Source organism: Edaphocola flava, assembly GCF_004118155.1.
In the GTDB taxonomy this organism is placed as follows: domain Bacteria; phylum Bacteroidota; class Bacteroidia; order Chitinophagales; family Chitinophagaceae; genus Edaphocola; species Edaphocola flava.
This window is the reverse complement of the sequence record NZ_SAIQ01000002.1, coordinates 125,953-151,662: the sequence shown is the minus strand read 5'-3', so window position 1 is coordinate 151,662 and position 25,710 is coordinate 125,953. Positions and strand designations below refer to the sequence as shown.

Here is a 25,710-nt window from a genome sequence, read left to right as displayed (position 1 = left end):
TGATCACCGGCCCTTATTGTTTTATGATGTACAGTTATACAGATGTAGCAATACCCTTAACCCTCCGTAATGAGCGGGCTCCAGTTCTATTTTCAGATCCAGCAGGGTCTGTGCGTCTTTCATAAATAAAAATCCGAAGCCTACGTAGCTGGTCACAGCAGCGCTGTGATCAGAATGCAGAAAGCTGTTGTAGTGCTGGATCTGCTCTGCAGACATCCCTACACCACTGTCTTCTATTACCAGTATAGGATATTCCTCAGCCATCTCATTCTTTATCTCAATATAGCCCTTTACAGTATTCTTTACTGCATTATCCATCAGGTTATGCAGCAGAATATCGAACAGCTCGGGATAGGTATGCAGATCATAATTCGGACATACCTTATTCAGAATCTGTATACGCCTTTCTTTTGCGGCCAGCTCAAATGTTTCCTTCTTCTGCTCTATCAGAGAGTGTACATGTACCGGTTGCGGAGCATGACCAATCATGGATTTTGCTTTCAGGTACTGTGTAAGGCTGTCGGTATAATTAAAAATACGCTCGGCAGACAAGAATAAGCCTGATGCATCTTCCTTATCCGGCATTTCAGACCGGTGTACTTTATCAGACAAATACCGGGAAGCAATCATCAGGTACTTTAATGGTGTACGGATATCATGTGCAATATTATTGGACAGCTGCTGCTGAAACAGTAATTGCTGTGTCATATTCAGCTCCGATTGCTGTAATGCCCCTATAGATTTTTCCAGGTCTGCCGTGCGTTCTGTCACCGCCTGCTCCAATTCTTTATTTCGCTTTGTATGGTACAATATCCTCAGGTAAAAGACCAGCCCCACCAGGAAACACACACCCAGTATGACACCAACCCTGAATGCCAGCGTTTCATAATATGCTGGGGGTACGTATAGCACCAGTCGCTTACTGTAATTATACTTATGGTCAAAACCGGAGCGCTTGCGCAGCTCCAGTGTATGGTTGCCGGCGGCGAGCTGGTTGAAGCTGATTTGCATATTATCTACCGGAAGCCAGGAGGCATTGTCCAGACGATATTCTATATGAAGGTTTATAGGATTGCCCATATAAGGGGAAGCCAGGTTTACGGACATATTAAAGAAGTCCCTGCTGATGTTGACTGTATCTGCAATATTCAGCACTTCATTATCGAGCATTATATAGTCGAATATGATATCAGCATCGGGTTGCTCTGCCAGTATAGAATCGGGTTTAAAAAACACAATTCCATTCATTGAAGCAAAGGTTGCATAACCATTTTCCAGTTGTGAGGATACCATATGGCCGCCACCATTAAACTCATTGGTATTAAAGCCATTGGTTTTATCATATTTCAGAAAGAAGATTGTACGCATTTTCTTGTCTGCATAGTCGATGAGGTCTTGCTTGCGTATCTGGTATAAGCCGGCATTAGTGCTTAACCAGAAGAATCCATTCTTATCGGAAACGATGGCATGTATAGCATTCATCCCTTTCTGCCGGTCTTTTGGAAAAGAGACATAATCTCCGTTACGATACAGGAAAAGACCTCCCTCATAAGTACAGATCCAGATATCACCGTTGGGCTCTGCATAGAGGTTACGCACTACCTTTCCTTTTAGTTTGGGTACTGCTTCAAGCGTATTCGTCTTCGTGTTGTAGCACAATAGGTCTTTACGGGTACCGATCCAGATATTATCACCCTGTTGCAGCATACAATAGATATGCGCTCCGGCATCGCTCAGCAGCGCGGGAGGGGTCGATAACCTGGGGTTGATGGTATATATTTTACCATTGCTCATTCCGATCCAGTACAGATCTGGGCTTATGGGTAATATTGCTGTAGGCCTGCCCTCTATGAACCATTCCTTCTGTACCTTTTGTATATCCGGATCTGCATAACCGATGACGCGGGCACCAGCATACCAAACCCTGTCTTCATGATCGCGGAACAGCATGCTGCCGAAATTGGTACGATCCTTAATATTCTCAAGTAATGGCAGCCTGAAGGTTGCTTCCGGCTCTATACTGAAAGCGATGCCCTTGCCTGTAATAATTGTATGGTCATTGAGGGGGATATGATGGTAGTATACATTGCCTGATATGGAAGAAGCCGTCTGTTCATTGGTGAGGGTTTTAAACATCTTTGGCGATAATATGAACAGCCCATCGTATGCACTGCCAAGGAAGATGCGATTATAACGTGCATCATAATACACCGCGGTAATCTGACTATCTTTAAAGTCAAACCCCTGCAGCAATAATGTCGTTTGCAGGGTACCATCCGGTAAAGCGCTGACCAGGTATAGTCCTTTTTCTGTGCGCAGAAATACCTGCTGCATGGCTTCATTGATCAGTGCCATATTGTTCAGGTGATCGGGATCTTTTAAAATATCTCCCTTCAGCTTAACGGTATCCATGTGGTTTGCATTGAACCGAATGGCTTGCAGTTGCCGGTGCCGTATAATGGGTATATATACATTCTGATTAATAAAAAATAAAGGGCTGGCTTGCTGTAACACAGGCACAGCATACTCCCGGGCAAGTTTATTCTGCTTATACCAGAGAATTTTGCGCTGCGGATAATCGACACATAGTGCGTTATCTCTGTCCAGGCTCAGCTTGATTTTTCCGAAACCAAATGCATCAGAAGCATTGGACTGTATCCACATATATGGTAACAGGCGGTAATCTTTTGGGGTTCCTTTCAGAGCAGGAAACAATTTTTGCTCATCAAAACATAATGTAGTCGGTCTGCCATTTACGATCTGCAGGAAGGTAGATTCTTCCATCAAAGCCTGTAACGAATTATCAGTGGTGGCACGCTGAAAGGTAATGATACGCGTATTCACCATATTGGAATTGGTCTTATTAAAGACCATAAAGCGCTGCCCGTCGTAGCGGACCAGGCCTGCTTCTGTAGCCAGCCATACAAAACCAATTCTGCCTACTGCAATTCCCTTTACACTGCTTTGTGGCAACCCGTTTTCTGTAGTAAAATGCCGGATATGAAAATCATCAATATGCTTTCCGGCCCATAATATATTACCTATGCCGGTCAGCATGGACAGGCATAGCAAAAAGATACTCCGATAATTACTCCTCATACTCATTCAGCCATTTACAGGCTACATATTTAATACAACATGCCCGGTTTACTGATGGCGGTCCCGAAAGACATTGCAGGTTTTATTAATAAAAAGAACAACAAATATACTCAGGCAGCTATAATTATCCTACACTTCTTTCTGATCTTTTGGGTCGCGATGCCAAGCTGCTCATTGTCAGTAGCTTGGATTATGATTTTGGCAATCGCCATTGAAGCAGATCACAGGTATCAGAGATGAGCAGAACACAGATCATGTATTCATACTGGCTTCTGTTTCGTTACGTATTTTACCAGCGATGGCTTGTACACTTCATCTTACAACCTCAAACTTAATTTTAATTTCTAGTCAGATCTATACCTATACAACCGGGCGTAAAGCCTGAAAACAAGAACGGCAGCGGTATGCCGCTGCCGTTTATTATTATACGCTATATTTTTATTAAATCCATGCCAACAGCATATCCGGTGCTATACCAAAAACGATAACCGCACTACCAATGATCGCCATCACTACCTTGTCCATTGTGGTTACCGGTGTAATCAATTCAGGCTCCCCTGTTTTGAAGTACATTGCCATAATCACTTTGAAATAGTAATATAAGCTCACGGCGGCCATTACCAGGGCAAAGATCACCAGCCAGAATGTACCCGGCTGCTCCAGTGCTGCTGCAATCACAAACCATTTTGCGAAGAAGCCTGCTGTCAGCGGAATACCGGCAAGAGACATCAGACAGATAGAAGCAATCAGTGCAAGGAAAGGATGCTTCTTAGCCAGCCCGTTAAAGCCATCGTATGTATAATCTTTCAGTTTCAGTAATACTCCGAAGATACCTACCGTAGCCAGTGTATAGGCAACCGCATAGATGATCATACCTTTCATCGCCATTGCATTACTACCGATCACCACAAACATCATAAAGCCTGCCTGAGCAATGGAAGAGTATGCCAGCATACGTTTTACGCTCTGCTGATATACGGCGGTAATATTACCAATCAGCAAGGTCAGCACAGTAATGGTTCCCAGTACTGTTACTTTCCAGTAAGGATCAAGGTTGGCAAAGCCTTCCATAAACAATCTCATGAATGCAAAGAATACAGAGACCTTTACAATAGTCGCCATAAACGCAGTGAATGGTGTCGGCGAACCATCATATACATCCGGTGTCCAGAAGTGCATTGGTGCCGCACTCACTTTAAATCCTAAAGCAACCAGCATAAATAATACACCCACTACACCCATTATATTCAAAGTACCGGTAGCATAGAAATTAAATCCGTGTATATCAAAGGTACCCATTGCACCATACAGTAACACAATACCCATCAGCAGAATGCCGGTAGAGAAAGCACCCATCAGGAAATATTTCAGGGATGCCTCACTGCTCTTCAGGTTACGTTTATCAGATCCGGAAAGGATGTACTGAGGAATAGAAAGAATCTCAATACCCAGGAACAGGATCAATAAGTTGTTATAGGTAGACAGAAGGAATACGCCGCAAAGGATGAAGAAGTGCAGGGCGTAATATTCACCAACGTGCACACCCACTTTTTCAATACTGCGGCCTACCAGCAGGATGTAAAAGAAAGAGCAGGAGCTCATCAGTACATTAAACCATAAGGCATAATTGTCTACACGCAGCATCTTACCGAACAAATCGGGAGATGCCTGTGCGCTGGCCAGCAGACGATTATAGTCTGCCAGTTCCCAAACGTTAAGCCCTACAAGGCCCAGCATCAGGATGGCGGCAAAGTGTGTAAAACTCTTCTTTTCTTTTACAGTCAATGCGGCAAACATCATCAGGATGGCAAAGACTGCGGTAGCTATTAATGGTTTCATTCTTCTGTATAAAATTTATTGCAGGGCAATAAGCAATTTGTTTATGTTAGTACTTCTGTTCGGTTTCAAACGGTATTACAGCAATTGTAATAACAGGTTCGGATATACGCCCAATATGATAATAACGGCAAGGATCAGGTAGATGCTGAGGCGTTCATTCATGCTCATATCTGCAATCGCCATTTCTTTTTTATTGCCATAAGCTACTTTCTGTACCATGTTCAGCATGTAGATGGCGCCGAGAATAATACCCAGACCGGCTATCGCCATGTAAATAATATGGTTAGGATTAGTGCTCTCAAAAATACCCAGGAACAAAAGGAACTCTCCGACAAATCCATTGGTTAATGGGAGTGCGATACTGGAGAAGGTAATAACAACCAGGGCAATGGTCATCTGCGGTGCAGCACCGGCCAGACCTCCCAGTTCATTCATATTTCTGGTGCCATATCTGCGCTCGATCATGTCTACTACCAGCCATAATCCGGTGATGGTAATACCGTGGTTAAACATTTGGGCTACTACCCCAACAGAAGCATTATGCGTGTCGGCAAAAATACCCATGATCATCAGGCCAACGTGGGCCAGAGAAGAGTATGCGATCAGGCGTTTAATATCTTTCTGAACAATCGCCAGCATAGAACCGTATATAATACCGATCAGTGCCAGGATCATAATGATGTTACCGAACTGCTCTGTACCACTAGGGAATACAGGATACAACCATTTGATGACCCCGAATAAACCCATCTTCACCATCAGGGCACTCAGTACAATCGTTACCGGAGTCAGCGTCTGCTCATAAGCTCCGGCCTGCCAGGAGTGCAGAGGGAAGATCGGCATTTTGATACCGAAGGCAATGAAGAATAAAACGAATAAAGTATTCTGCACAGCCATTGGCAATGCGGCACCTGTCGCTAAGATTGTGTCATAGTCAAAGTTTCCGTTTGGTGTTTGCAGATAAAGGTAGATCAGTCCACCCAGCATCAGCAAGCTACCCAGGAAAGTGTATACAAAGAATTTGAAGGAACTTTTGATGCGGTCTTTATCACCCCATTGTCCGGCAAGGAAATATACCGGTATCAGCGCCAGCTCCCAGAAGAAGTAGAACAGTAATAAATCATGTGCCAGGAATACGCCCATCAGACCGGCCTGTGCCAGCAACATCAGACCATAGAAGCGATGCGGCTGTTCGATATCCTTATTCCATTGTGCCAGTAAGGTCAGCGGAAAAACGATTGCGGTCAGTAAAGTCATCAGTAATGCGGTTACCGATCCCTGCAGGGCAAAAGAAGCCCCCAGTGTAGGCAACCAGGTATAGCTGATCGTATGTGTCTGTTCTTTTATCCCGCAAAGACTTAAGGCTGCAACAACCAGCGTAAGCAGGCTTCCGAATAATGCCCATGCCTTTACGGCTTGTGCCTTACGGAAGGCAAAACTTGCCAGTCCGGTAATCAAAGGAATAACTAAAAGTAAAATAAGTGACATCTGTTTGATTTATAATTTCTGATAGCCGAGGCTATATTCAATAACTATTTTATTGTTGTTTACATATACAGCAATCCGAAGATACCAATTGCAAATATGATAATGATACCGATAACCATTGCAAACAGGTAAGAACCTACCTGTCCGCTCTGCAGGTTTTTAAGGCGGGTACTACCCCACTGTACCAATTGTCCCAGACCGTTTACCCCACCGTCAATACCCTTCTGTTCTACAATATTGTTCAGGATTCGGGCTTTCCATGCCAGCGGACGTACAATCAGGAAGTCATAGATTTCATCTACATACCATTTGTTCTCCAGAACTTTAGCAAGGCCTTTGGCTTCGCCAAACTGTTCTTTACGGGTGATCACTCTGGCTACATACATCATGATCAGTACAATTGCAGATGCAATACCCATCAGGGTCAGCTCCATAGTATGATCGAGGTGATGGATATCGAAGTTCTGTACAACAGGACTTAAATATTCATTCAGCAGGTGATGGTGTGAGAACACTTCCGGTAAACCTACCAGACCACCAACTAAAGATAATATGGCTAATATAATCAAAGGAATTGTCATTGTTGCCGGGCTTTCATGCACGTGATGCTTCTGCTCTTCTGTGCCTCTGAAATTACCCGTGAAGGTGTAGAAGTATGCACGGAACATATAGAACGTGGTCATCATAGCACCCAGTAAACCTAAATAGTAGAACATTGGGTTCTTGGCATAAGCCGCAGCCAGGATCTCATCTTTAGAAAAGAAACCGGAGAAGAACGGGAAACCGGAGATCGCCAGACAACCGATCAGGAAGGTAAATTTAGTGATCGGCATGTACTTACCCAGTCCACCCATCTTGCGCATATCCTGCTCGCCGCTCATGGCGTGAATAACCGAACCGCTACCCAGGAATAACAGGGCTTTGAAGAAGGCGTGGGTCATAACATGGAACAAGCTGCCCACATAAGCACCGACACCCAGTGCCAGGAACATATATCCTAACTGACTCACTGTTGAATAAGCCAGTACTTTTTTAATATCATTTTGTTTCAGTGCAATAGATGCTGCCAGCAATACGGTAGCCAGGCCAATGATCGCAATCATGTTCTGCGCCATTGGGGCCAGGTTGAACAGGGCATTGCTGCGCGCGATCATATAGATACCTGCAGTAACCATCGTTGCTGCGTGGATAAGGGCCGAAACCGGTGTCGGACCTGCCATCGCATCCGGTAACCAGGTGTATAAAGGAATCTGCGCACTTTTACCCATGGCACCGATGAAGAAACAGATCGCAATCGCATTGGTCATACCGCTGCCGATCATGTAACCATTCTGTGTCTGCGCTCCGATACCTCCCTGCAATTGTGCAAAGAAGTCGTTGTACGAAAGTGTTCCGAAATGATATACCGTCAGCATCATCCCTATCAGGAAACCAAGGTCCCCGATACGGTTCATGACAAACGCTTTCTTAGAGGCATTGGTGTATTCTTTATTCTTATACCAGAACCCGATCAGCAGGTATGAGGCCAGACCTACACCCTCCCATCCGATGAACATGACTACATAGTTAGCGCCTAATACCAGCAGTAACATGAAGAACACGAACAGGTTCAGGTAAGCGAAGTATTTGGTAAAGCCTTCATCATCGTGCATGTACGAAGTAGAGTACAGGTGAATCAGGAAACCGATACCGGTAATGATCAGCAAGAACATTGCGGAGAGCTGATCTACCATAAAGGCAAAAGGAATTTTGAAATTACCAACAGTGATAAAATCAAAGAGGTGAACGATACCCTGCCCTGCGGCAGCGCCGTTTTTCACTTCAAAAAAGATGCCTAAAGACACGGCAAAAGAAGCCAGGATGGCTGTGCTGCCGATGATGCCGGCCAGCTTTTTAGGCATAGATTTCCAGAATAATCCGTTTAACAGGAACCCGATCAAAGGAAATAATGGAACTAAATATACAAGTTGTGTCATAAATTATTTGCTTAAGCCTTGTGCTAGAATGCTGATTAGTTTTTCAGGCGGTTGAGGATATTAATATCGACAGAGTTCACTTTACGGAACATCATTACAATAATAGCCAGTCCTACCGCGACTTCGGCTGCTGCCACTACCATGATAAAGAATACGAATACCTGTGCACCGGGATCTCCGTGCACTTTAGAGAATGCCACCAATAACAGGTTCACAGCATTCAGCATCAGTTCGATACACATGAAAATGACAATCGCATTTCTACGCATCAGCACGCCCATTACACCGATGGCGAACAGGCTGAAACTTAAAAATAAATAAGATTGTATCGGCACTTTAAATAGTTTTAAATTGTTCTTACTTAGTTGATTTCTCTTCTACTACTTCTTTTCTACCGATCACCATAGCGCCTACCATAGCCGCCAGGAATAATACGGAACTTAATTCGAATGGTAATACATAATGGTCAAACAGGGTTTTACCCAGTACTTTGATCAGACCAATATCTCCTGCATCTGTAACCGGAATCTGTGTCAGCTCTGCCTTACGGAAAGCAGATAATACAACCAGCAGCAGGGAACCGGCACTAATCAATGCAGCAAAGTGCACCAGTCGGCTTTTCTGCGGCTCTGTATCCGTGTTCAGGTTCATTAACATGATTACGAACAGGAAGAGTACCATAATGGCTCCTGCATAAACAATAATGTTTACGATAGCCAGGAACTGTGCATTCATCAGGATATAGTGACCACTGATCGCAAAGAATGTTGCAATCAGGAACAGTACACTGTTTACCGGGTTACGACTGATCACCACAAAGATGGCACAGACAATAGCCCATAAACTTAAAATCCAAAATATAATATCGTGTAAACTCATATAATCTTCAATTATGGGATTAGCCTTTCTGCTGTAATTTTAAACGTTTCTGTTTTACCTGCTCGTCAGTCAGCAGCATATCCTGCTTTTTGTATACAAAATAATCGCGCTGATAATTGGCCGGCATTACCGTTTCGGACAGGTAGATGGCATCTTTAGGACAAGCCTCTTCACAATATCCGCAGAAGATACAACGCAGCATATTGATCTCATACTTTGCTGCGTATTTTTCTTCACGGTAGAGGTGTTCCTCACCCGGCAGGCGTTCTGCAGCTTCCATAGTGATGGCTTCTGCAGGGCAGGCCAGGGCACACAGGCCACAGGCTGTACATTTTTCACGACCCTCTTCATCACGGTTCAGTACATGCAGTCCACGAAAAACTGGGCTGAACGGACGTGTCTCTTCCGGGTAGTTAATGGTTGCTTTCTTCTTAAAAATATGACTCAGGGTGATGCTCAGCCCCTTCATCAATGCAGGAATGTATATCTTCTCTGCAAAGGTCATCGGACTTCGGTCTACCGACTGTGCTCTATTCGTTAATGATTCCATTGATATTGATTCGGCTTGCGCCTTGCTTATTTTTTATTAAAAAAGAACAGGATTACCGCTCCGGTCACCAGCATATTGAACAGGGCCAGCGGGATCAGTTTAGTCCAGCCGAGGTTGAGCAGCTGATCGAAACGGAAACGAGGCAGGGTCCATCTTACAAACATGAAGAACAGGATAAAGCCTACTACTTTAGCCATCAGTACACCCACGCAGATCAGCGAGAAGATACCCGAAGGTACTGCTGCCTGCACTTGATCCATCCACGGGAAGTTATACCCTCCGAAGAATAATGTTGCCAGCACTGCTGAGGAGATAAACATATTGATGTACTCTGCAAACAGGAACATACCCAGTTTCATGGAAGAGTACTCCAGGTGATAACCCATATTCAGCTCACTCTCACTCTCCGGCATATCAAAAGGCGCACGGTTCAGTTCTGCAAAAGAACATACCAGGAAGATAACGAAGCCTAAAGGTTGCTTAAAGAAATTCCAGGTAAAGTAGTTACCATCCCAGAATCCGTGTTGCTGTTCTACTATTGTTCTTAAACTTAAGGTACCGGTCAGCATCAGTAATGCGATCAGGCTTAAACCCAGCGCCAGCTCATAGCTGATGGCCTGTGAAGCCGCACGGATCGCACTCAGCAGGGAGAATTTATTGTTGGAAGCCCAACCACCCAGCATAATACCATAAACACCAATACTCACTACACCGAACACATATAAGATCCCTATATTGATATCTGCTACCTGTAACGCAACGGTTCTCGCACCTTCTGATCCGTTGATGACAAAATCAGGACCCCATGGAATGATGGCACTGGTCATCAGGGAGGTGAAGATAAACATAGCCGGGGCCAGCATGAATAACCATTTGGTAGAATTATCGGGAACGATCTCTTCTTTAAAAAACAGTTTACCACCATCGGCCAGCGGTTGTAATAAACCGAAAGGCCCTGCTCTCAGCGGACCGATCCGGTCCTGCATTACCGCTGCAACTTTACGCTCTGCCCAGGTAGAATATGCTGCAACACCCATTGATGCGGCGATGATGATCACCACCAGAATTATTTTCTCTAAAATCAAGAAAGTATCTATACTCATCTTTTTATTTTAATTATATCGTTTTGATGCGTCTGCGGCTTATTTGAAATCGTTGGAGTGTGCTGGCCCCGGAATGCGGTCCAGATGTACACTTGGTTTATTCACCTCACTTACACTATGTATATCCAGTGTATACTTAGGTTCCTGTCCGATCACTTTATCAATCAGCTTCTCTGCTTTACCGGCAGTACCTTCAGTACCGGCATAGTGCCCTTGTGATATTACAGAGTGGCGGTTGATATTCGTCGGCCCTTCGATCACCCAGTCTTTGGTATCTTTTTTGTCAAAACGACATTCATTACATATCCAACCGGTCTTACCATTGCTGGCAGTAGCCACTTCACCCCATTCGTCTTTACGTGCCGTTACACGGTATACTTCATCGCCACGCATCCATAAACGTACTTCACCACAACAATTAGGGTTGCTACAGTTACGGTGTGCATCTAAAGGCTTGGTAAACCATACACGGTTTTTAAAACGGAATGTTTTATCGGTCAGTGCCCCTACCGGACATACGTCAATAACGTTACCGATGAATTCATTGTCCAGCGAGTTTTTGATACAGGTGCTGATACGGGAATGATCTCCGCGATCCAGTACACCATGCTCTCTTCTTTCTGTCAGTTGCTCGGCAGTATATACACAACGATAGCACAGGATACAACGGTTCATGTGCAATTGTATATACGGACCAATATCTTCCGGAGCAAAGGTACGGCGAGGGAATTCGGTACGGGTACCTTCCTTGCCATGCTCATATCCCAAGTCCTGCAGGTCACACTCTCCTGCCTGGTCACACACCGGACAATCCAGCGGGTGGTTCAGCAGTAAGAATTCTGTAACGCCTGCACGGGCATCGGGTACTTTTTCAGAAGTAATATTTTTCACCTCCATCCCGTCCATTACGGTTGTACGGCAGCTGGCAACCAGTTTAGGCATCGGGCGGGGATCTTTTTCAGAACCCTTACTTACCTCTACCAGGCAGGTACGGCATTTACCACCGCTACCTTCCAGTTTGCTGTAATAACACATAGTCGGTGGTGCTACTGCTCCCCCAACCTTACGTGCTGCTTCCAGAATGGTTGTTCCGGGAGCCACCTCTACGGTGATGTTGTCTATTGTTACTTTAAAATTTTCTGACATGATATATATAAGTCAAAAAGTTAAAAGGCAAAATGAAAATTAAAAACTTCGCATTTCGTCTTTACTATAAACTCTTCTATTTATTAGCATTTATAATTATTGAAGCGATGATCTTCGAAATCTCATCCGCTTCTGCCACCATCTGGTTAATCTCTTCTTTATTACATTCAAAAGTATCTCTTATTAAGCAAAGCCAGTATTTTGTTTCGTTTGCAGACTTCAGTGCGACACCCAGATACTTCAACCAGTCATTTTTGTTGATGCCTGCTTTGCCTTCTATAACATTGGCACCAATAGAAGTGGTTGCCCTGACCAGCTGGTCAAATACAGAAGCAAATACCATATCAAACGTTGCTGTTTTTACAAATTCCAATACTGTTCTTGAAAAGTAAAAACATCTTTGCCTGATATTAAAAGGCTTTCCTCCTCCTTCCATCACAAACTCTTCAAACTCCATCTGCGTTTTGCTTTTTTTACTTTTGAATTATTGTGCTGCCACAATCGTTCTAGGCTCTGCATAATGTGCCAGGCCATAGTTACGGGTTTGTGCCTCTTCCGGATGCAGTACGTGCCATTCGAACTCATCTCTGAAGTGTCTGATGGCGGCGGCTACCGGCCATGCAGCGGCATCGCCCAGCGGGCAAATGGTATTGCCCTCAATTCTGCGCTGGATGTCCCATAACAGATCGATGTCTTCCATTTTACCTTTTCCGTATTCAATATTTTTCAAAATTTTGTACATCCAGCCGGTTCCTTCACGACAAGGCGAACATTGTCCGCAACTCTCATGATTATAGAAGTGGGCCAGGCTCATGGTATGGCGCACCACACACTGATCTTCATCCAGTACAATAAATCCGCCGGAACCCAACATGGTACCTGTCTGGAAACCACCTTCAGAAAGACTTTCATAGTTCATCAGGCGTTTATTACCATTAGATTCATGTAATAAAAGATTTGCAGGCAGGATAGGCACGGAAGAACCACCCGGGATACAAGCTTTCAGCTTTTTACCATTCGGGATACCTCCGCAATATTCATCGCTGTAGATAAACTCTTCTACAGACAGGTTAAAATCGATTTCGTAAACACCTGGCTTATTCAGGTTACCGCAGGCAGAGATCAGCTTGGTACCGGTACTGCGACCAGCGCCCAGTTTAGCATATTCATCGCCTCCCATAGTAATGATCGGTCCTACGGCTGCAATGGTTTCAACATTGTTTACCACGGTAGGTCTCATCCATAAGCCCTGCACGGCAGGGAACGGTGGTTTGATGCGCGGATTACCCCGTTTACCTTCCAGCGATTCGATCAATGCAGTCTCCTCTCCACAGATATAGGCTCCGCCTCCACGTTGTACGTAGATCTCACAATCAAATCCTGTGCCTTTAATATTTTTACCCAGCCAGCCGGCTTCTTTTGCTTCTGCAATGGCCTGCTCCAGGATATCCGGAATCCAGGCATATTCCCCGCGGATGTAAATGTAAGATGTATTAGATCCTAATGCATAGCTGGAGATAATCATACCCTCTATAAACAGATGGGGTAAGAACTCCATCAGGTAACGATCCTTGAATGTTCCCGGTTCAGACTCATCGGCATTACATACCAGGTGGCGCGGCACGCCTTCCGGCTTGGCCAGGAAGCTCCATTTCATACCGGTAGGGAACCCTGCTCCTCCACGGCCACGAAGACCACTCTTCTTCACCTCTTCCACGATCTCGTCCGGAGACATTTTCAATGCCTTCTCCACACTGCTGTACCCACCGTTTTTACGATAAGTATCATAGTAACGGATACCTTCGATATGTGCTTTTTCTAATAATAATTTCATCTTATACAGTTCAAATGTAAAAGCAGGTGTATGTATGCACGCCACTTTCTAATTTACTTAGTCTTTTATTGCTACTGCCTGCCGGCTCCACAATTGCAGCTGCCCGCCAGGCTGTTTTTTCCATATTTCCATTACAGATAGCATTACCTCAAAAGGGTGTTGTTCATATTGGCCTTCTACTTTTAGTTTGCGCCGCACCCTGATAAAATCCTGCTCTATGTCTATTTCTTCTATACTGATCTGATCAATAGACTGATAACTGACTTTGCCGGTTTTCAGATCATCAATCAGTGCGTTTTTGTTCTGTACCCATCCGTTAGAATGGCCGATACTTGCCTTAGGGTGTACCAGCACTTTTAACCGTTCCAGGTCTTTATCCAGCATAGCATTGTCCAGTGATGCGAAATAAGCCATTGGAAAATGTCCTTCTTCCCCATTGCCCTTGATCGCTGCGGACAACATGTCTGCTAAAGCCCTTGTCTCTGCCTCGGAAAGCGAACCAGTAATCTGTACCTTACCGCCTTCAATCTTGTCCTGTACCACTGGTGCTGATAGCAACCGCTTATTGGCCATGATCAGTATCCTTTTCCCTATACTCTCCTCTGTTGCTTTGGCAAAGGCCTTAGTTCCTTCCGGCGTCAACCGGAGATCAACGATCGGCCAGCCATAATTTTTATCTTTTCCGGCTGTTGCGGAAGCGATATCCTTATTGGTAATGATCGCTTCTTCAGGATTATAATAAAGCCGGGTACCACTCTGGCTATCCACAACGGAAGCCGATCCTTTTGGCAGTGCTTTATAAAATGCAAGCCGTACCCCATTTTGCGCCGTAACATCAACTGCTCCCGCTCCAAAAAAAATGATAGTGAACAGCCAGAAGTAAAGACTGATACTACTTTTGCTCATAATCATGGTTGAACATCCAGTTGATACCGAAAGCATCGGTCAGCATACCGAATTTCGCACCCCAGAATGTATCCTGCAATGGCATGGTAATAGTAGAACCTTCGCTCATTGCGGCAAATACGCGATCAATGTCTTCTACTTTTGTAAAGTTCATGGACAGGCTTACGTTCGTACCTTCGATTACCGGAAATTTATCGTCTATTACATCAGAAGCCATAATAGTCAGATCGCCTGCTTTCAAAGTTGCGTGCATGATCTTATCACGATTTTCTTCTGTAACCTCCATCGGGCTTTCCCCAAAAGTCTGCGCAAACAGGATCTCCCCGTTTAAGGCTTTTGCATAAAAGTCAAAAGCAGCTTTTGCAGTGCCTTTAAAATTCAGATAAGGTACGATAGCTTCCATAGTATTGTTTGTTTTAGTATTTTAATGTTGCTTCTTAAATATATAATCTTGTTTACCGTTACCGGTTAATTGTGTACCGTCTTCTCCCAGTTGACATAACTGGTCTTTACTGATCCGGTACATTGTTCTTTCACCACCGGCATCGGTCAGCTCAAGTATCTCATTACGGATCACAAATGTTCCGCTGTCTACTGCAGGTACAATCAGATTGGTATCATTTACCGCTTTGGTGCTGATCGCATAACTGTTATCTTCTCTCAGTATAATGCTGGTCAGCATGGCCTCACAGGTTGCGCAGGGTAATTGTCCTACATAAGTACCTACCAGTGACTCATCCAGCATTGGTTTATCGGTAGTCATTGTTTTCCGTTCGGCATGACCTTCTTTCCCGGATTCCTCATTTCCACACGCAGCAAAAAGGCCCGAACCGAAGACCAATAATAAGATACAAAGCTTTTTCATAAGGGTTCAGTTTGTAATTTAGTTCGCAGTAGCCGCTGCCGCACGTAGTTCCTCAATCAGCTGGTCCACTTTTTCGATCGTAAGATTTTCTTTATAGAATTTACCCAGTTGCATCATTGGAGCATACCCGCAAGCGCCAAGGCACTCTGCAGGCTTCAGGGTAAACAGTCCGTCAGCAGTAGTCTCACCGGCTTTAATGCCCAGTTTGTTTTTGATATGATCAATGATCTGATCGCTGCCACGCAACATACAAGGTCCTGTCTGACATACCTCCAGCACATATTTCCCTACCGGTTTCATGTTGAACATGGTGTAGAATGTAGCTACCTCGTATACTTCAATCGGTTTGATATCGAGCAGAGAAGCGACATAGTCCATTACCGGCGCATCCAGCCAACCACCAAATTCTTCCTGTGCCAGGTGTAATAATGGGATCAGGGCACCTTTTTGCTTTCCTTCCGGATAGCGGGCTATGATCTCGTTTACTTTATTTATCTTTTCCGGAGAAAACTGTATCATTTCTCTAATTTAGTATTATTCTGTTTCTTTTTATATAGCGGAGCCATTAAGCATCCAGCTCACCGGCAATTACATTGATCGAGCTCAGCGTTACAACGGCATCACTGAACAGACCACCGGCAACCATTTCGTTAAATGCCTGGTAGTAGATAAAGCATGGTCTTCTGAAGTGCAGTCTGTACGGAGTACGACCGCCATCGCTCACCAGGTAATATCCCAACTCACCATTACCACCTTCTACCGAATGGTACACCTCGCCCGGAGGCAGATCGGTTTCACCCATTACAATTTTGAAGTGATAAATCAGTGCTTCCATTTTGGTATACACATCCGCTTTTTCCGGCAGGTAAAATTCAGGAGCATCAGCATGGAAAATGCTGCTGTCCATTCCTTTCAGTTTATCCAATGCCTGCTGAATGATGCGATAGCTCTCCCACATCTCACCATTGCGCACCAGGTAACGATCATATACATCACCGGCACTACCCACTGGAATTTTAAAATCAAATTCGTTGTATGAACTGTATGGGCTATGTACACGCACATCATAGTCTACTCCTGTAGCACGCAGGTTAGGACCAGTCATGCTCCAGTTCAATGCACGTTCTGCACTGATAGCGCCTGCACCGATACAGCGATCCATGAAGATACGGTTACGGGTAAGCAGGGTTTCAAACTCTTTCAGCACTGCAGGAAATCCGTCCATGAAATCATGAATTTTTTTCCAGGTATCGTCTGGGAAGTTGCGCTCAAAGCCTCCGATACGACCTATATTGGTCGTAAGGCGGGAGCCGCAGATGCCTTCGTAGATCTCATATATCTTTTCGCGCCATTGGAATACATAGGTAAACGGAGTCAAGGCACCGGTATCTACCCCGATTACGGAGTTACATACCAGGTGATCTGCTATACGGGCCAATTCCATAATGATAACGCGCAGGTAATCTACACGCTTAGGCACTTCCAGACCTACCAGCTTTTCGATGGTCATATGCCAGCCGAAATTATTGATCGGTGCCGAACAGTAGTTCAGCCGATCGGTAAGCGGAGTAATCTGGCTGTAGGGTCTGCGTTCTGCGATCTTTTCAAATGCGCGGTGGATATACCCTACCGTCATTTCTGTTTTGATCACACGCTCGCCGTCAATCTCCATTATGTTCTGGAAAATACCATGTGTAGCCGGATGCGTAGGACCAAGGTTAATGGTCGTCGTTTCCTTTTCTACAGAATTTTCCGCAAGTTGTATATGTTTTTCAACCATAAAAGTTGAATTTATTTTTGTTTTAAATCAACATAAAATTAAAGCCGGATCAAGCATGCTGTACTGCATACCTAACCGGGCTTTTATCTACCAAACATTTCATCGTCCTTATCGAGTCTTGTCGGATCCTCCATCTGATATTCCTTACGCATAGGGAAGTAATCCATCTCATCCACATTGAGGATGCGCTTCAGATTGTGGTGACCAACAAAATTGATCCCGTAGAAGTCGTATGTCTCACGCTCCATCCAGTCTGCACCGGAAAAAACGCTGGTCAGTGAATGTATATCCGGCGCCGCAACAGGTACAAATGCTTTCAGGCGCAGTCTGATATTATCTTTCAGATTGTGCAGGTGCGTAATGATACCCAGTTCTTTACCTTCTTGCTCCGGGTAGTGAATCCCGGTAATATCGGTCAGAAACTGAAACCCGAGCTCCTGGAACAGGAAGGTCACAATAGCCAGATTCTGATCGGCAGGAATGGTACATTCAAGCATGCCCCATGGTTCTGCCCATTGTAGCGCTGCTCCGGAAAAGGCCTGGTTCAATCGTTCCTGTATGATTTCTTTCGTCATGATAAATTATATGCTTCAGCAGCCTGTTGAGGCTAATGATTACTGTATTCCGTATTCGTTTAATAAGGCTTTGTATTGCGGACTGTTTCTACGTCTCAGGCTTTCATTCTTCACAATCTCCTGCAGTTTCATCACACCGTCCAGGATACCTTCTGGTCTTGGCGGACAGCCTGGTACATAAACATCTACCGGTATTACCTGATCTATACCCTGCAGTACAGAGTAAGAGTCAAATATACCGCCACTGCTGGCACAAGCCCCGATTGCTATTACCCAGCGCGGCTCTGCCATCTGCAGATAAACCTGGCGCAATATCGGCGCAAGTTTTTTAGAAATGGTACCGGCTACCAGTAACATATCACACTGGCGCGGAGTGAAGGCCATACGCTCAGACCCGAAACGGGCCAGGTCATAGTTAGCACCCATCGTTGCCATAAATTCAATACCACAACAGGAGGTCGCGAATGGCAAAGGCCACATAGAGTTAGCCCTGGCCGCGCCGATCGCCTTATCAAACATCGTCGTCATAAAGCCTTCGCCCCAATACCCTTCCGGGATCTCGGCAAGCGTTACCTTACTGTTTTCATTATATTGTACTGGTCTCACAAGACATTAATTTGACAGTTAATTATTGTATGGCACAGCCATAGATCCGTTTCTAATCCTCCCACTTAAGGGCACCCTTCTTGATCACATACACAAAGCCGCAGACAAACAGTGCTACGAACATGAGTACCGCCAGGAAACCTTCTGTACCCAGCTCTCTGAAGTTTACTGCGTAAGGATAGAAGAAAATCACTTCCACATCAAACAGCACGAAGAGGATCGCTACAATGAAGTATTTAACCCCCATTGGCTTACGGGCATTACCAATCTGTTCGATACCACTCTCAAAGTTGATGAGTTTATCTTTGGTTTTGCGTTTAGGCCCTAATATATGGGTCAGCAACATCAGCAACGATACTACTGCTCCGGCAATAAGCAGCTGAATGAGCACCGGAGCATAGGATCCGATACCTTCTGTTGATGCAAGCCACAAAAAATTACACATACGTGACAGTTGATTTGAATAAAAAGATTGTTTGTACACTTATTTATGCCGCAAACTGACCTACAAAAATAAGATAAGTGCTATGATTTAACAAGTTTTTTAAAGAACGAATGCCTAAAAAAATACAAAAGCTACAATTTTTTAATGTGAGCCCCAAAACAAAGTTTGCCGGGACAAACACATATACATTTCACCCATTCATGCAAACAAAAAAAGAGAGGCCTTTAAGCCTCTCTTTTTCGATCAATATAGCATTAATTAATGCCTTTTGCTTTAAAATATTTAATGATCTGATTTGCCGTTTCGTTATTGGCATCCAGTGCAATTGTTTTCTTAGCGTAGTCTACGGCTGTTTTACCATCATTACTGTTGTAGTAATACAGAGACAGGTATACGTATGCAAAGATTTCATCTTCTTTTTTACGGGTATCGCCTTCTTTAGAAGGTTTGCTTAACCATGTTTTGAATGGCTCAACAGCAGTACCCAGTTTCGCTTCAGAATCCTGTGCAGCAGCAGTACGCGCCAGCCAGAAGTAACCAATCGTTTCCTGAGGATATTTCGCATTAAATGCTTCCAGGCGTGTTTTTGCTTTTGCAAAATCTTTAGCGAAGTAAGCATAGTAACCAGAGTTGAAGTAATCCAGCGGAGATGCTTCAGGATATGCAGTTACCAGTTTAGTATACCAGTCAGATACTTTAGTCCAGTTTTTAGTCTCTTTGTATCCGTCTGCGATTTTACGGTATAATGCCGTTTTATCTTCTTCAGTATTCTTTTCCAGTGCTTTCACATAATATTCTTCTGCAACAGCAGCATACTTAGCTTTGTTTGCAGTGTCCTGACTAGCCATAGCATTGTTTACATATGCATAGTACAGATCATCTTCGTAAGTGAACTCTTTAGCATCTTTTACCAGACTACGGTATTTGTTGAAGCTAGCTAATGCATCAACATAGTTATTATCCTGATATTGCGCATAAGCCAGACCTCTGTACAGGGTTGGTGTTTTCTCACCCTCACCTTTGTTGATCAGCTCCTGGTATTTCTGAGATGCTTCTTTATAGTTTTGTGTTAAATACAGGATGTTACCATAACGCAGCTGATCCTGAACTGTTTTATCAGAAAGTTTCAGATACTCTTCGATATTTTGCTTAGCCAGCTCGTATTTACCACTTCTGTAGTATACTTCAGCCAGGTCACCATAAGGCAATGGGTTTTCTTTATCCGCATCTTTAGCCAGGCTATAGTTTTCCAGGGCTTCTTTATACTGACGGGCATTCAACCATAACAGACCTTTACGGGAATAAGCCAGGGAGTTTGCACCACCCAGTTTAATAGCCTCGTCAAATACCTGTGTAGCTTCACCGTTAGATGCACCGGTATTCTGCTTCATCAGGGCATCACCCATAGCGATCAGTAACTGTGCATTATCATTTTTCTTTTCTTTTGCTATTCTGTACCAAGCTACCGCCTGATCTACCTGTGCAGCTGTTTTGCTGTAGGTAATCGCATCTGCTGCAACTTTATACTTTTCCCAGTCTTTCTTTTTAGCTCCGTCTACGATTTCATTTAAAATCTTCATCGCGTCATCGCCTTTCCCTTCTGTGAAGAGTACACGTGCAGTACCAGCCTGATTGTAGAAGTCTTTAGGAAACTTAGCAAAAGTAGCTTTTGCTGCATCTACATTACCTTCTCCCAATTGTACCAGACCGAAATAATAGTTTGCCTCAGGGCTGGAAGCCGCCAGGGGCTCCAGGGCTGTGTGCGCACTACTATAGCGTTCGTAGCTCAGCAATTTCTTTCCGTTCTCTAATGATTGCGCATTAACGTCGTACACAACTGCAGATGCAGCGGCAGTCGCCAATACTGTGATGAATGTTCTCATTGTTTATGTTTACGTTTACTTGTTTACTTAAAAATTGATACTCTATAGATGCATTTTACCTGCCTAAGGTTTAATCTCCGCTTCGCGAATGATTAATTGTACCTGTAAAGGTTGCATCATGGCCTTGCCGATAATCATCTGTCCGGGTTCGCTGGTCAGGAAGTTGGCAAAGCCTGCTCCCAGTTCAGAATCCTGACGTACAATGAAATACAGTTTACGCACCATCGGATATTCCTTCAGGGCTACACTCGCCTGGTAAGGCTTAATGAAACGCTGTAAGGTATCATTCTGCAAGGATACAACTTTTACATCGCTTCGGAAAGTTCCGTACCCGACATTGCTCTCCGGATCGAAGGCGTGGCTCATGCCGATCAGTCCGATGGCATCAGGAGTCTTCGCTACGTACTGGATCACCTCTTCGCTGTTATTTGCCGCAAATAATTGTGCAGACAGTTTTTGTCCGGGTATCAGTACGTCTGTAATATAACGGGCAATACTACCGTTTTTATTATCCACAACGACTGTATACTTACGGGCAAAACCACCGGTCAGAATAGCTTTCAGCTGGCCCACAGTCATTAACGAATCCTGGGTGCCTTTATGACCTACTATAACGATAGCATCCTGGGCAATAGCCACAGAGCGGGTATAGATATTCCTGGATTCGCAGGATTTTATCTCCTCCGGACTCAGTTCTCTTGTAGTCATAATCATCTGAACCTTTCCGCTGAACAGCTGTGCAAAGCACTCGCTCTCCGGCAGATAGGATGGATTGATCTTGGCATTGGGATAAGAAGAGTCAAACACATTGACTTCTTGTGTAATGACCGGCTTGTAGCTCTCATCTACTGCAATATTGATACTGCCAGATGTGCGCGTGTCGGTGCTCTTGCTTGTAGTGGCCGCAGGCTGTGTATTGCCCCCGCAGGAAGCCCATAACATGGCTGCGCCAATCCCGAAAAGGGAAAATAAAACGTATTTTTTCATGCTTTTGCTTTGCAATAATAGCAAAATTACATATTTGATCATTGGATTTTTTATTTTTAATAACTATTATTTAACGCAAACACCGTAATATCGGCCTGTATTTCATAGGACGCGATGCCATTCACTTTCCACACATATATATAAGCCCAATACAAGGATTATATATTTCTAAAACAGGCCCAGCTTGCATTACCGGTGAAATATAAAACTATGGTAAACTTTTCTGTACCTGTTTTATTTGCTGCGTCCGATGCATTATCTTTGAGATTCAATTAACCTGAATAAACAAAATATATTATGGCACAAATAGCATTTAAAGGCAATCCGGCTAACACTATCGGTACACTTCCTGAAGTGGGCAGCCCGGCACAACCATTTACCCTGACTTCTTCCAGCCTGGAAAACAAGAGTCTGTCTGACTACCAGGGCAAGAAGGTAGTACTGAACATTTTCCCTAGTGTGGATACCGGCATCTGCGCTACATCTGTACGTAAATTTAATGAGCAAGCCAGCAACCTGGATAATACCGTAGTAGTTAATATTTCTAAAGATCTTCCTTTTGCGCTGAACCGTTTCTGTGCATCTGAGGGTTTAAATAATGTAGAAAACCTGTCCGACTTCCGCGGTACATTTGGCACTGACTACGGTGTTACGATGACCGATACTCCGCTACAGGGCTTACTGAGCCGTGCAGTTATTGTACTGGACGAAACAGGTAAAGTGGTGTATACAGAGCAGGTTCCGGAAATCACTACAGAACCCAATTATGATGCCGCATTGAATGCACTGAAATAATGATAATCATATTCAACAATATTGGCTGAATACCCCCCGTATTCAGCCAATCTGTTTTAAAGCATGCACATGCCCAACACACTTATTCATTTTTTGCAGCAACTGCATATTTTTTCTGAAGCGGAGGCAATAGCCATTGCCGGGTTGTTTACACCCCGCAACCTACAGAAAGATGAGTACCTGGTGCGGGAAGGTGCGCCCTGTACAGAGATCGCCTTTATTGAATCCGGCATTTTCCGTTCTTTCTATACAGATGAGCAAGGAGGGGAGTTTACGTATTGCTTCCGGTTTCCGGACGATTTTATTGCGGCCTACTCTTCTTTCATTTCCGGCAATCCGAGTGTAGAATATATCCAGGCCATAAGCACTGCCTGCATCTGGACCTTACCGAAATCGGCTGTTGATGAGCAAGCCGCAACCAACCCGAAATGGGTACAGCTACTACGCTTCATTGCGGAACAACAGTTTCTGGAAATGGAACGCAGATATATACAGCTACAGAGAGATCATGCCGTAAAGCGATATACCACCCTGCTGCAACAGCAGCCGGAATACCTGCAGAAGATTCCCCTGCAGTATCTGTCCTCCTATCTCGGCATCAGTCAGCGGCACCTCAGCCGCATCCGCAAAGAAATTGCGATTTAGACATTTGTCCTTTATCCGGCTATACACTAACCCTACCTTTGTACCCTCAACAATAAAAAGGTATGCGTATTCTTATCCTAAACGGACACCCCAATCCACAATCATTTAATGCAGCCCTTGCACAGGCGTATTATGACGGAGCTATCGCTTCCGGTGCATCGGTACAGGTGCTGAACCTATATGAACTGCACTTCGATACTAATCTTAAATATGGTTATCGCCAGCGCACGGAATGGGAGCCTGACCTGGTTAAGGCCTGGGAACTGATACAATGGTCTGAGCATATGGTATGGGTGCATCCTGTTTGGTGGGGAGGGCTTCCGACTTTACTGAAAGGATTTATAGACCGGCTTTTCCTTCCCGGAAAGGCGTTTAAATATCGCCCCAACTCTGTATGGTGGGATAAATTACTGACCGGAAAGACCGCCCGCATCATTACTACACTGGATCAACCGGGATGGTATTACCGTTTACGATTCGGCAGACCCAGTGTAAATCAGCTCAAACGATCTACCCTGGAATTTTGTGGCATTAAGCCAGTGGGAGTAACCTACTTTGGCATTATCAAAACAGCAACAGAAACCCAGCGCAGCGAGTGGTTGCGCAAGGCTGCAAAAATGGGGCAGGATAGAAAATAAAACAGCGGGCACATAAAAGAGCCGGCCGCTTCTTTGAAGCGGCCGGCTCTTTTATTTTGAATTAAGATTTAATACACGTGCTGCCCGCCATTGATGGCATAGTTGGCACCGGTGATAAAAGCCGTGTCCGGTGCAGCCAGAAAAGATACCAGGTGTGCAATCTCTCCTGTACCCCCCAGGCGTCCTACCGGTATGCCAGATACAATCTGCTCCCGTACCGGCGCTGCAACGGCCATAACCATATCGGTAGCGACATAACCCGGAGAAATGGTATTTACCGTAATGCCTTTTGTCGCCACTTCAATAGCCAGTGTTTTGGTAATGCCATGCATACCGGCTTTCGCAGCAGCATAGTTTACCTGCCCGAACTGGGCTCTCTGACCATTTACAGAGGAGATATTTATAATGCGGCCATATTGCTGACCAATCATAGGATTGATAACATGGCTGCAGCAGTTAAATACACTGGTAAGGTTCGTGGCGATGACTTCATGCCACTGGTCGGGGGTCATTTTGCGGAATGCCCCGTCACGGGTAATGCCCGCATTATTGACCAGGATATCAACAGTACCAAGATCGGTTTCAATAGCCCGTATCATCTGCCCTACTTCTTCATAGCTGCATACATCTGCTTTGTACAACTGAAAATCATAACCTTCTTCGGCCATCTTCTCTTTCCAGGCTTTAGCTTTTTCTTCAGAGCGGTAATTGGCACAAACGATATAACCATCATCGCTCAGGCGTTTACAGATATGCGTTCCCAGTCCGCCGGTAGCCCCGGTTACTAATGCAATGTGTCGGTTTTCTGTAGTCATTTTTCTTTTAAAGATAACCTATACCGGAAAGAATACTTGTTAATAAATTAATAAGCATAGAAAAATATCAGAGCGGAGGTAATACCCGCTGCCCGTTCCAGTCTATGCCACTACCCATAGTACCTCTGATAGATTGCCAGCGGCTTTCCCTGGATTTCAACGGTATAAAATTATCAACTTTAAGGCCTGCTGTATCAATTTTCGGGTCCGTAATATGTACAGATTCCAGAACACTTCTGACAAAGGGGAGATGTGCAACAGGAGTTCCAAACCTGCGGCTGGTAAAGCGTTTCAGCAATATGCTTTGTATAGGATCAGTACAGAGTGCCACACTTTTGAAACCTTCTTGCTGCGCCAGCAGGTAGCTGTAGTATATATTCTCTGTGCTATGCTCCGCACGGGTTTCGTAATAGATATGCTTTGCGGGAATACCCAGCGCCTCGGCATACCGGCCCATCACCTGTGCTTCTACATAAGGTGTATGTACCGCACCGCCGGAAAAGATAATATTGCGCACAATTCCTTTATGATACAGATGCACTGCCCAGAGTACCCTGGCCTTAACCAGGGTATCCCATGCCTGCCCGTCGAATGGGTAACCGGGCACGATGGCGGCATCATAACTCAACCCTTTCTCGATGGTTTGGCTATAGAGCTTTAACGGTCGCTTCTGTGTATAATAACTGCAGGAGGCGAAGCCGATAGTACCGACCAGTAATGCTTTCCAGCCCCAGGAGTAAATATGGCGCGTATTCATTGGTGTTGTTTTGACGAATATAAGGAAATGACATTCAGTTAAGCCAGCAATCGTGTTAAAAAGAAAATAACACCCTAAATAAAAGGTGAAAAACACCCA

Annotated in this window: 26 protein-coding genes; 3 read left to right on the top strand and 23 right to left on the bottom strand. The window is 44.6% G+C overall.

The window, feature by feature from the left end; translation table 11 throughout:
* Positions 1-21: 21 nt before the first annotated feature.
* The 21 genes from EMP01_RS06950 to EMP01_RS06850 form a co-directional block, all read right to left on the bottom strand.
* Positions 22-3,099 (bottom strand): ligand-binding sensor domain-containing protein, encoded by a 3,078-nt coding sequence (locus tag EMP01_RS06950; protein ID WP_161971243.1) that lies wholly within the window; start codon positions 3,097-3,099, stop codon positions 22-24.
* A gap of 441 nt (positions 3,100-3,540) precedes the next feature.
* Positions 3,541-4,938, bottom strand: a complete 1,398-nt coding sequence (locus EMP01_RS06945) for an NADH-quinone oxidoreductase subunit N (protein WP_129020784.1) — start codon at positions 4,936-4,938, stop codon at positions 3,541-3,543.
* Between the two features lie 75 nt (positions 4,939-5,013).
* Positions 5,014-6,426: a complex I subunit 4 family protein gene (locus EMP01_RS06940; protein WP_129020783.1), complete on the bottom strand. Its 1,413-nt coding sequence runs from the start codon at positions 6,424-6,426 to the stop codon at positions 5,014-5,016.
* A 59-nt stretch (positions 6,427-6,485) separates the two neighbouring features.
* On the bottom strand, positions 6,486-8,402 hold the full coding sequence (gene nuoL, locus EMP01_RS06935) for an NADH-quinone oxidoreductase subunit L (protein ID WP_129020782.1): 1,917 nt from the start codon (positions 8,400-8,402) through the stop codon (positions 6,486-6,488).
* A gap of 35 nt (positions 8,403-8,437) precedes the next feature.
* Complete coding sequence (gene nuoK, locus EMP01_RS06930) at positions 8,438-8,737, bottom strand: NADH-quinone oxidoreductase subunit NuoK (RefSeq protein WP_129020781.1); 300 nt, start codon at positions 8,735-8,737, stop codon at positions 8,438-8,440.
* Between the two features lie 22 nt (positions 8,738-8,759).
* Complete coding sequence (locus EMP01_RS06925; RefSeq protein ID WP_129020780.1) at positions 8,760-9,281, bottom strand: NADH-quinone oxidoreductase subunit J family protein; 522 nt, start codon at positions 9,279-9,281, stop codon at positions 8,760-8,762.
* Positions 9,282-9,300: 19 nt separating this feature from the next.
* Positions 9,301-9,831 carry an NADH-quinone oxidoreductase subunit NuoI gene (nuoI, locus tag EMP01_RS06920; protein ID WP_129020779.1) on the bottom strand — a complete coding sequence of 177 codons (531 nt, stop codon included), beginning with the start codon at positions 9,829-9,831 and terminating at the stop codon, positions 9,301-9,303.
* A 26-nt stretch (positions 9,832-9,857) separates the two neighbouring features.
* Positions 9,858-10,934, bottom strand: coding sequence for an NADH-quinone oxidoreductase subunit NuoH (gene nuoH / locus EMP01_RS06915; RefSeq protein WP_202616019.1), 1,077 nt, complete (start codon positions 10,932-10,934; stop codon positions 9,858-9,860).
* 39 nt (positions 10,935-10,973) lie between these two features.
* Positions 10,974-12,080 (bottom strand): 2Fe-2S iron-sulfur cluster-binding protein, encoded by a 1,107-nt coding sequence (locus EMP01_RS06910; protein WP_129020778.1) that lies wholly within the window; start codon positions 12,078-12,080, stop codon positions 10,974-10,976.
* Between the two features lie 76 nt (positions 12,081-12,156).
* A complete protein-coding gene (locus EMP01_RS06905) occupies positions 12,157-12,537 on the bottom strand; it encodes a four helix bundle protein (RefSeq protein ID WP_129020777.1) in 381 nt (126 codons plus the stop codon).
* 27 nt (positions 12,538-12,564) lie between these two features.
* A complete protein-coding gene (gene nuoF, locus EMP01_RS06900) occupies positions 12,565-13,914 on the bottom strand; it encodes an NADH-quinone oxidoreductase subunit NuoF (RefSeq protein WP_129020776.1) in 1,350 nt (449 codons plus the stop codon).
* A gap of 57 nt (positions 13,915-13,971) precedes the next feature.
* The gene (locus EMP01_RS06895) at positions 13,972-14,820 is read right to left on the bottom strand and encodes a nuclear transport factor 2 family protein (protein WP_161971242.1); all 849 of its coding nucleotides are present in this window, start codon (positions 14,818-14,820) and stop codon (positions 13,972-13,974) included.
* On the bottom strand, positions 14,807-15,223 hold the full coding sequence (locus EMP01_RS06890; protein WP_129020774.1) for a VOC family protein: 417 nt from the start codon (positions 15,221-15,223) through the stop codon (positions 14,807-14,809). Before EMP01_RS06890 ends, EMP01_RS06895 begins: the two co-directional genes overlap by 14 nt.
* A gap of 21 nt (positions 15,224-15,244) precedes the next feature.
* Entirely contained in the window at positions 15,245-15,685 is a 441-nt protein-coding gene (locus EMP01_RS06885; protein WP_129020773.1) for a copper resistance protein NlpE N-terminal domain-containing protein, read from the bottom strand.
* Between the two features lie 18 nt (positions 15,686-15,703).
* The gene (locus tag EMP01_RS06880; RefSeq protein ID WP_202616018.1) at positions 15,704-16,204 is read right to left on the bottom strand and encodes an NADH-quinone oxidoreductase subunit NuoE family protein; all 501 of its coding nucleotides are present in this window, start codon (positions 16,202-16,204) and stop codon (positions 15,704-15,706) included.
* A gap of 46 nt (positions 16,205-16,250) precedes the next feature.
* On the bottom strand, positions 16,251-17,465 hold the full coding sequence (locus EMP01_RS06875) for an NADH-quinone oxidoreductase subunit D (RefSeq protein ID WP_129020771.1): 1,215 nt from the start codon (positions 17,463-17,465) through the stop codon (positions 16,251-16,253).
* Between the two features lie 83 nt (positions 17,466-17,548).
* The gene (locus EMP01_RS06870; protein WP_129020770.1) at positions 17,549-18,040 is read right to left on the bottom strand and encodes an NADH-quinone oxidoreductase subunit C; all 492 of its coding nucleotides are present in this window, start codon (positions 18,038-18,040) and stop codon (positions 17,549-17,551) included.
* Positions 18,041-18,079: 39 nt separating this feature from the next.
* Complete coding sequence (locus EMP01_RS06865) at positions 18,080-18,646, bottom strand: NADH-quinone oxidoreductase subunit B (RefSeq protein WP_129020769.1); 567 nt, start codon at positions 18,644-18,646, stop codon at positions 18,080-18,082.
* A gap of 52 nt (positions 18,647-18,698) precedes the next feature.
* Entirely contained in the window at positions 18,699-19,091 is a 393-nt protein-coding gene (locus tag EMP01_RS06860; protein ID WP_129020768.1) for an NADH-quinone oxidoreductase subunit A, read from the bottom strand.
* A gap of 254 nt (positions 19,092-19,345) precedes the next feature.
* Positions 19,346-20,974 carry a tetratricopeptide repeat protein gene (locus tag EMP01_RS06855; RefSeq protein WP_129020767.1) on the bottom strand — a complete coding sequence of 543 codons (1,629 nt, stop codon included), beginning with the start codon at positions 20,972-20,974 and terminating at the stop codon, positions 19,346-19,348.
* A 63-nt stretch (positions 20,975-21,037) separates the two neighbouring features.
* A complete protein-coding gene (locus EMP01_RS06850; RefSeq protein ID WP_161971241.1) occupies positions 21,038-21,961 on the bottom strand; it encodes a PstS family phosphate ABC transporter substrate-binding protein in 924 nt (307 codons plus the stop codon).
* 297 nt (positions 21,962-22,258) lie between these two features.
* On the opposite strand from EMP01_RS06850, the gene tpx reads away from it, so the two are divergent.
* The 3 genes from tpx to EMP01_RS06835 all read left to right on the top strand — a co-directional run bounded on the left by tpx (position 22,259) and on the right by EMP01_RS06835 (position 24,039).
* Positions 22,259-22,756, top strand: a complete 498-nt coding sequence (tpx, locus tag EMP01_RS06845) for a thiol peroxidase (RefSeq protein WP_129020765.1) — start codon at positions 22,259-22,261, stop codon at positions 22,754-22,756.
* A gap of 69 nt (positions 22,757-22,825) precedes the next feature.
* On the top strand, positions 22,826-23,401 hold the full coding sequence (locus EMP01_RS06840; protein WP_202616017.1) for a Crp/Fnr family transcriptional regulator: 576 nt from the start codon (positions 22,826-22,828) through the stop codon (positions 23,399-23,401).
* Positions 23,402-23,463: 62 nt separating this feature from the next.
* Entirely contained in the window at positions 23,464-24,039 is a 576-nt protein-coding gene (locus EMP01_RS06835) for an NAD(P)H-dependent oxidoreductase (RefSeq protein WP_129020763.1), read from the top strand.
* 68 nt (positions 24,040-24,107) lie between these two features.
* Here the strand turns inward: EMP01_RS06835 and phbB are convergent, their stop codons facing one another.
* Positions 24,108-24,854, bottom strand: coding sequence for an acetoacetyl-CoA reductase (gene phbB, locus EMP01_RS06830; protein ID WP_129020762.1), 747 nt, complete (start codon positions 24,852-24,854; stop codon positions 24,108-24,110).
* A gap of 67 nt (positions 24,855-24,921) precedes the next feature.
* Positions 24,922-25,611: a YdcF family protein gene (locus tag EMP01_RS06825; RefSeq protein ID WP_129020761.1), complete on the bottom strand. Its 690-nt coding sequence runs from the start codon at positions 25,609-25,611 to the stop codon at positions 24,922-24,924.
* Between the last annotated feature and the right edge of the window lie 99 nt (positions 25,612-25,710).

Bases quoted from the DNA above. Each gene is read 5' to 3' on its own strand.
- EMP01_RS06840 (WP_202616017.1), top strand. From the start codon at position 22,826: ATGCCCAACACACTTATTCATTTTTTGCAGCAACTGCATATTTTTTCT.
- EMP01_RS06895 (WP_161971242.1), bottom strand. From the start codon at position 14,820: ATGAGCAAAAGTAGTATCAGTCTTTACTTCTGGCTGTTCACTATCATT.
- EMP01_RS06850 (WP_161971241.1), bottom strand. From the start codon at position 21,961: ATGAAAAAATACGTTTTATTTTCCCTTTTCGGGATTGGCGCAGCCATG.
- EMP01_RS06860 (WP_129020768.1), bottom strand. From the start codon at position 19,091: ATGTGTAATTTTTTGTGGCTTGCATCAACAGAAGGTATCGGATCCTAT.
- EMP01_RS06880 (WP_202616018.1), bottom strand. From the start codon at position 16,204: ATGATACAGTTTTCTCCGGAAAAGATAAATAAAGTAAACGAGATCATA.
- EMP01_RS06870 (WP_129020770.1), bottom strand. From the start codon at position 18,040: ATGACGAAAGAAATCATACAGGAACGATTGAACCAGGCCTTTTCCGGA.
- phbB (WP_129020762.1), bottom strand. From the start codon at position 24,854: ATGACTACAGAAAACCGACACATTGCATTAGTAACCGGGGCTACCGGC.
- EMP01_RS06945 (WP_129020784.1), bottom strand. From the start codon at position 4,938: ATGAAACCATTAATAGCTACCGCAGTCTTTGCCATCCTGATGATGTTT.
- EMP01_RS06925 (WP_129020780.1), bottom strand. From the start codon at position 9,281: ATGAGTTTACACGATATTATATTTTGGATTTTAAGTTTATGGGCTATT.
- EMP01_RS06940 (WP_129020783.1), bottom strand. From the start codon at position 6,426: ATGTCACTTATTTTACTTTTAGTTATTCCTTTGATTACCGGACTGGCA.
- EMP01_RS06910 (WP_129020778.1), bottom strand. From the start codon at position 12,080: ATGTCAGAAAATTTTAAAGTAACAATAGACAACATCACCGTAGAGGTG.
- EMP01_RS06855 (WP_129020767.1), bottom strand. From the start codon at position 20,974: ATGAGAACATTCATCACAGTATTGGCGACTGCCGCTGCATCTGCAGTT.
- EMP01_RS06875 (WP_129020771.1), bottom strand. From the start codon at position 17,465: ATGGTTGAAAAACATATACAACTTGCGGAAAATTCTGTAGAAAAGGAA.
- nuoH (WP_202616019.1), bottom strand. From the start codon at position 10,934: ATGAGTATAGATACTTTCTTGATTTTAGAGAAAATAATTCTGGTGGTG.
- EMP01_RS06835 (WP_129020763.1), top strand. From the start codon at position 23,464: ATGCGTATTCTTATCCTAAACGGACACCCCAATCCACAATCATTTAAT.
- tpx (WP_129020765.1), top strand. From the start codon at position 22,259: ATGGCACAAATAGCATTTAAAGGCAATCCGGCTAACACTATCGGTACA.
- EMP01_RS06950 (WP_161971243.1), bottom strand. From the start codon at position 3,099: ATGAGGAGTAATTATCGGAGTATCTTTTTGCTATGCCTGTCCATGCTG.
- EMP01_RS06890 (WP_129020774.1), bottom strand. From the start codon at position 15,223: ATGGAAGCTATCGTACCTTATCTGAATTTTAAAGGCACTGCAAAAGCT.
- nuoI (WP_129020779.1), bottom strand. From the start codon at position 9,831: ATGGAATCATTAACGAATAGAGCACAGTCGGTAGACCGAAGTCCGATG.
- EMP01_RS06905 (WP_129020777.1), bottom strand. From the start codon at position 12,537: ATGGAGTTTGAAGAGTTTGTGATGGAAGGAGGAGGAAAGCCTTTTAAT.
- EMP01_RS06885 (WP_129020773.1), bottom strand. From the start codon at position 15,685: ATGAAAAAGCTTTGTATCTTATTATTGGTCTTCGGTTCGGGCCTTTTT.
- nuoF (WP_129020776.1), bottom strand. From the start codon at position 13,914: ATGAAATTATTATTAGAAAAAGCACATATCGAAGGTATCCGTTACTAT.
- nuoL (WP_129020782.1), bottom strand. From the start codon at position 8,402: ATGACACAACTTGTATATTTAGTTCCATTATTTCCTTTGATCGGGTTC.
- EMP01_RS06825 (WP_129020761.1), bottom strand. From the start codon at position 25,611: ATGAATACGCGCCATATTTACTCCTGGGGCTGGAAAGCATTACTGGTC.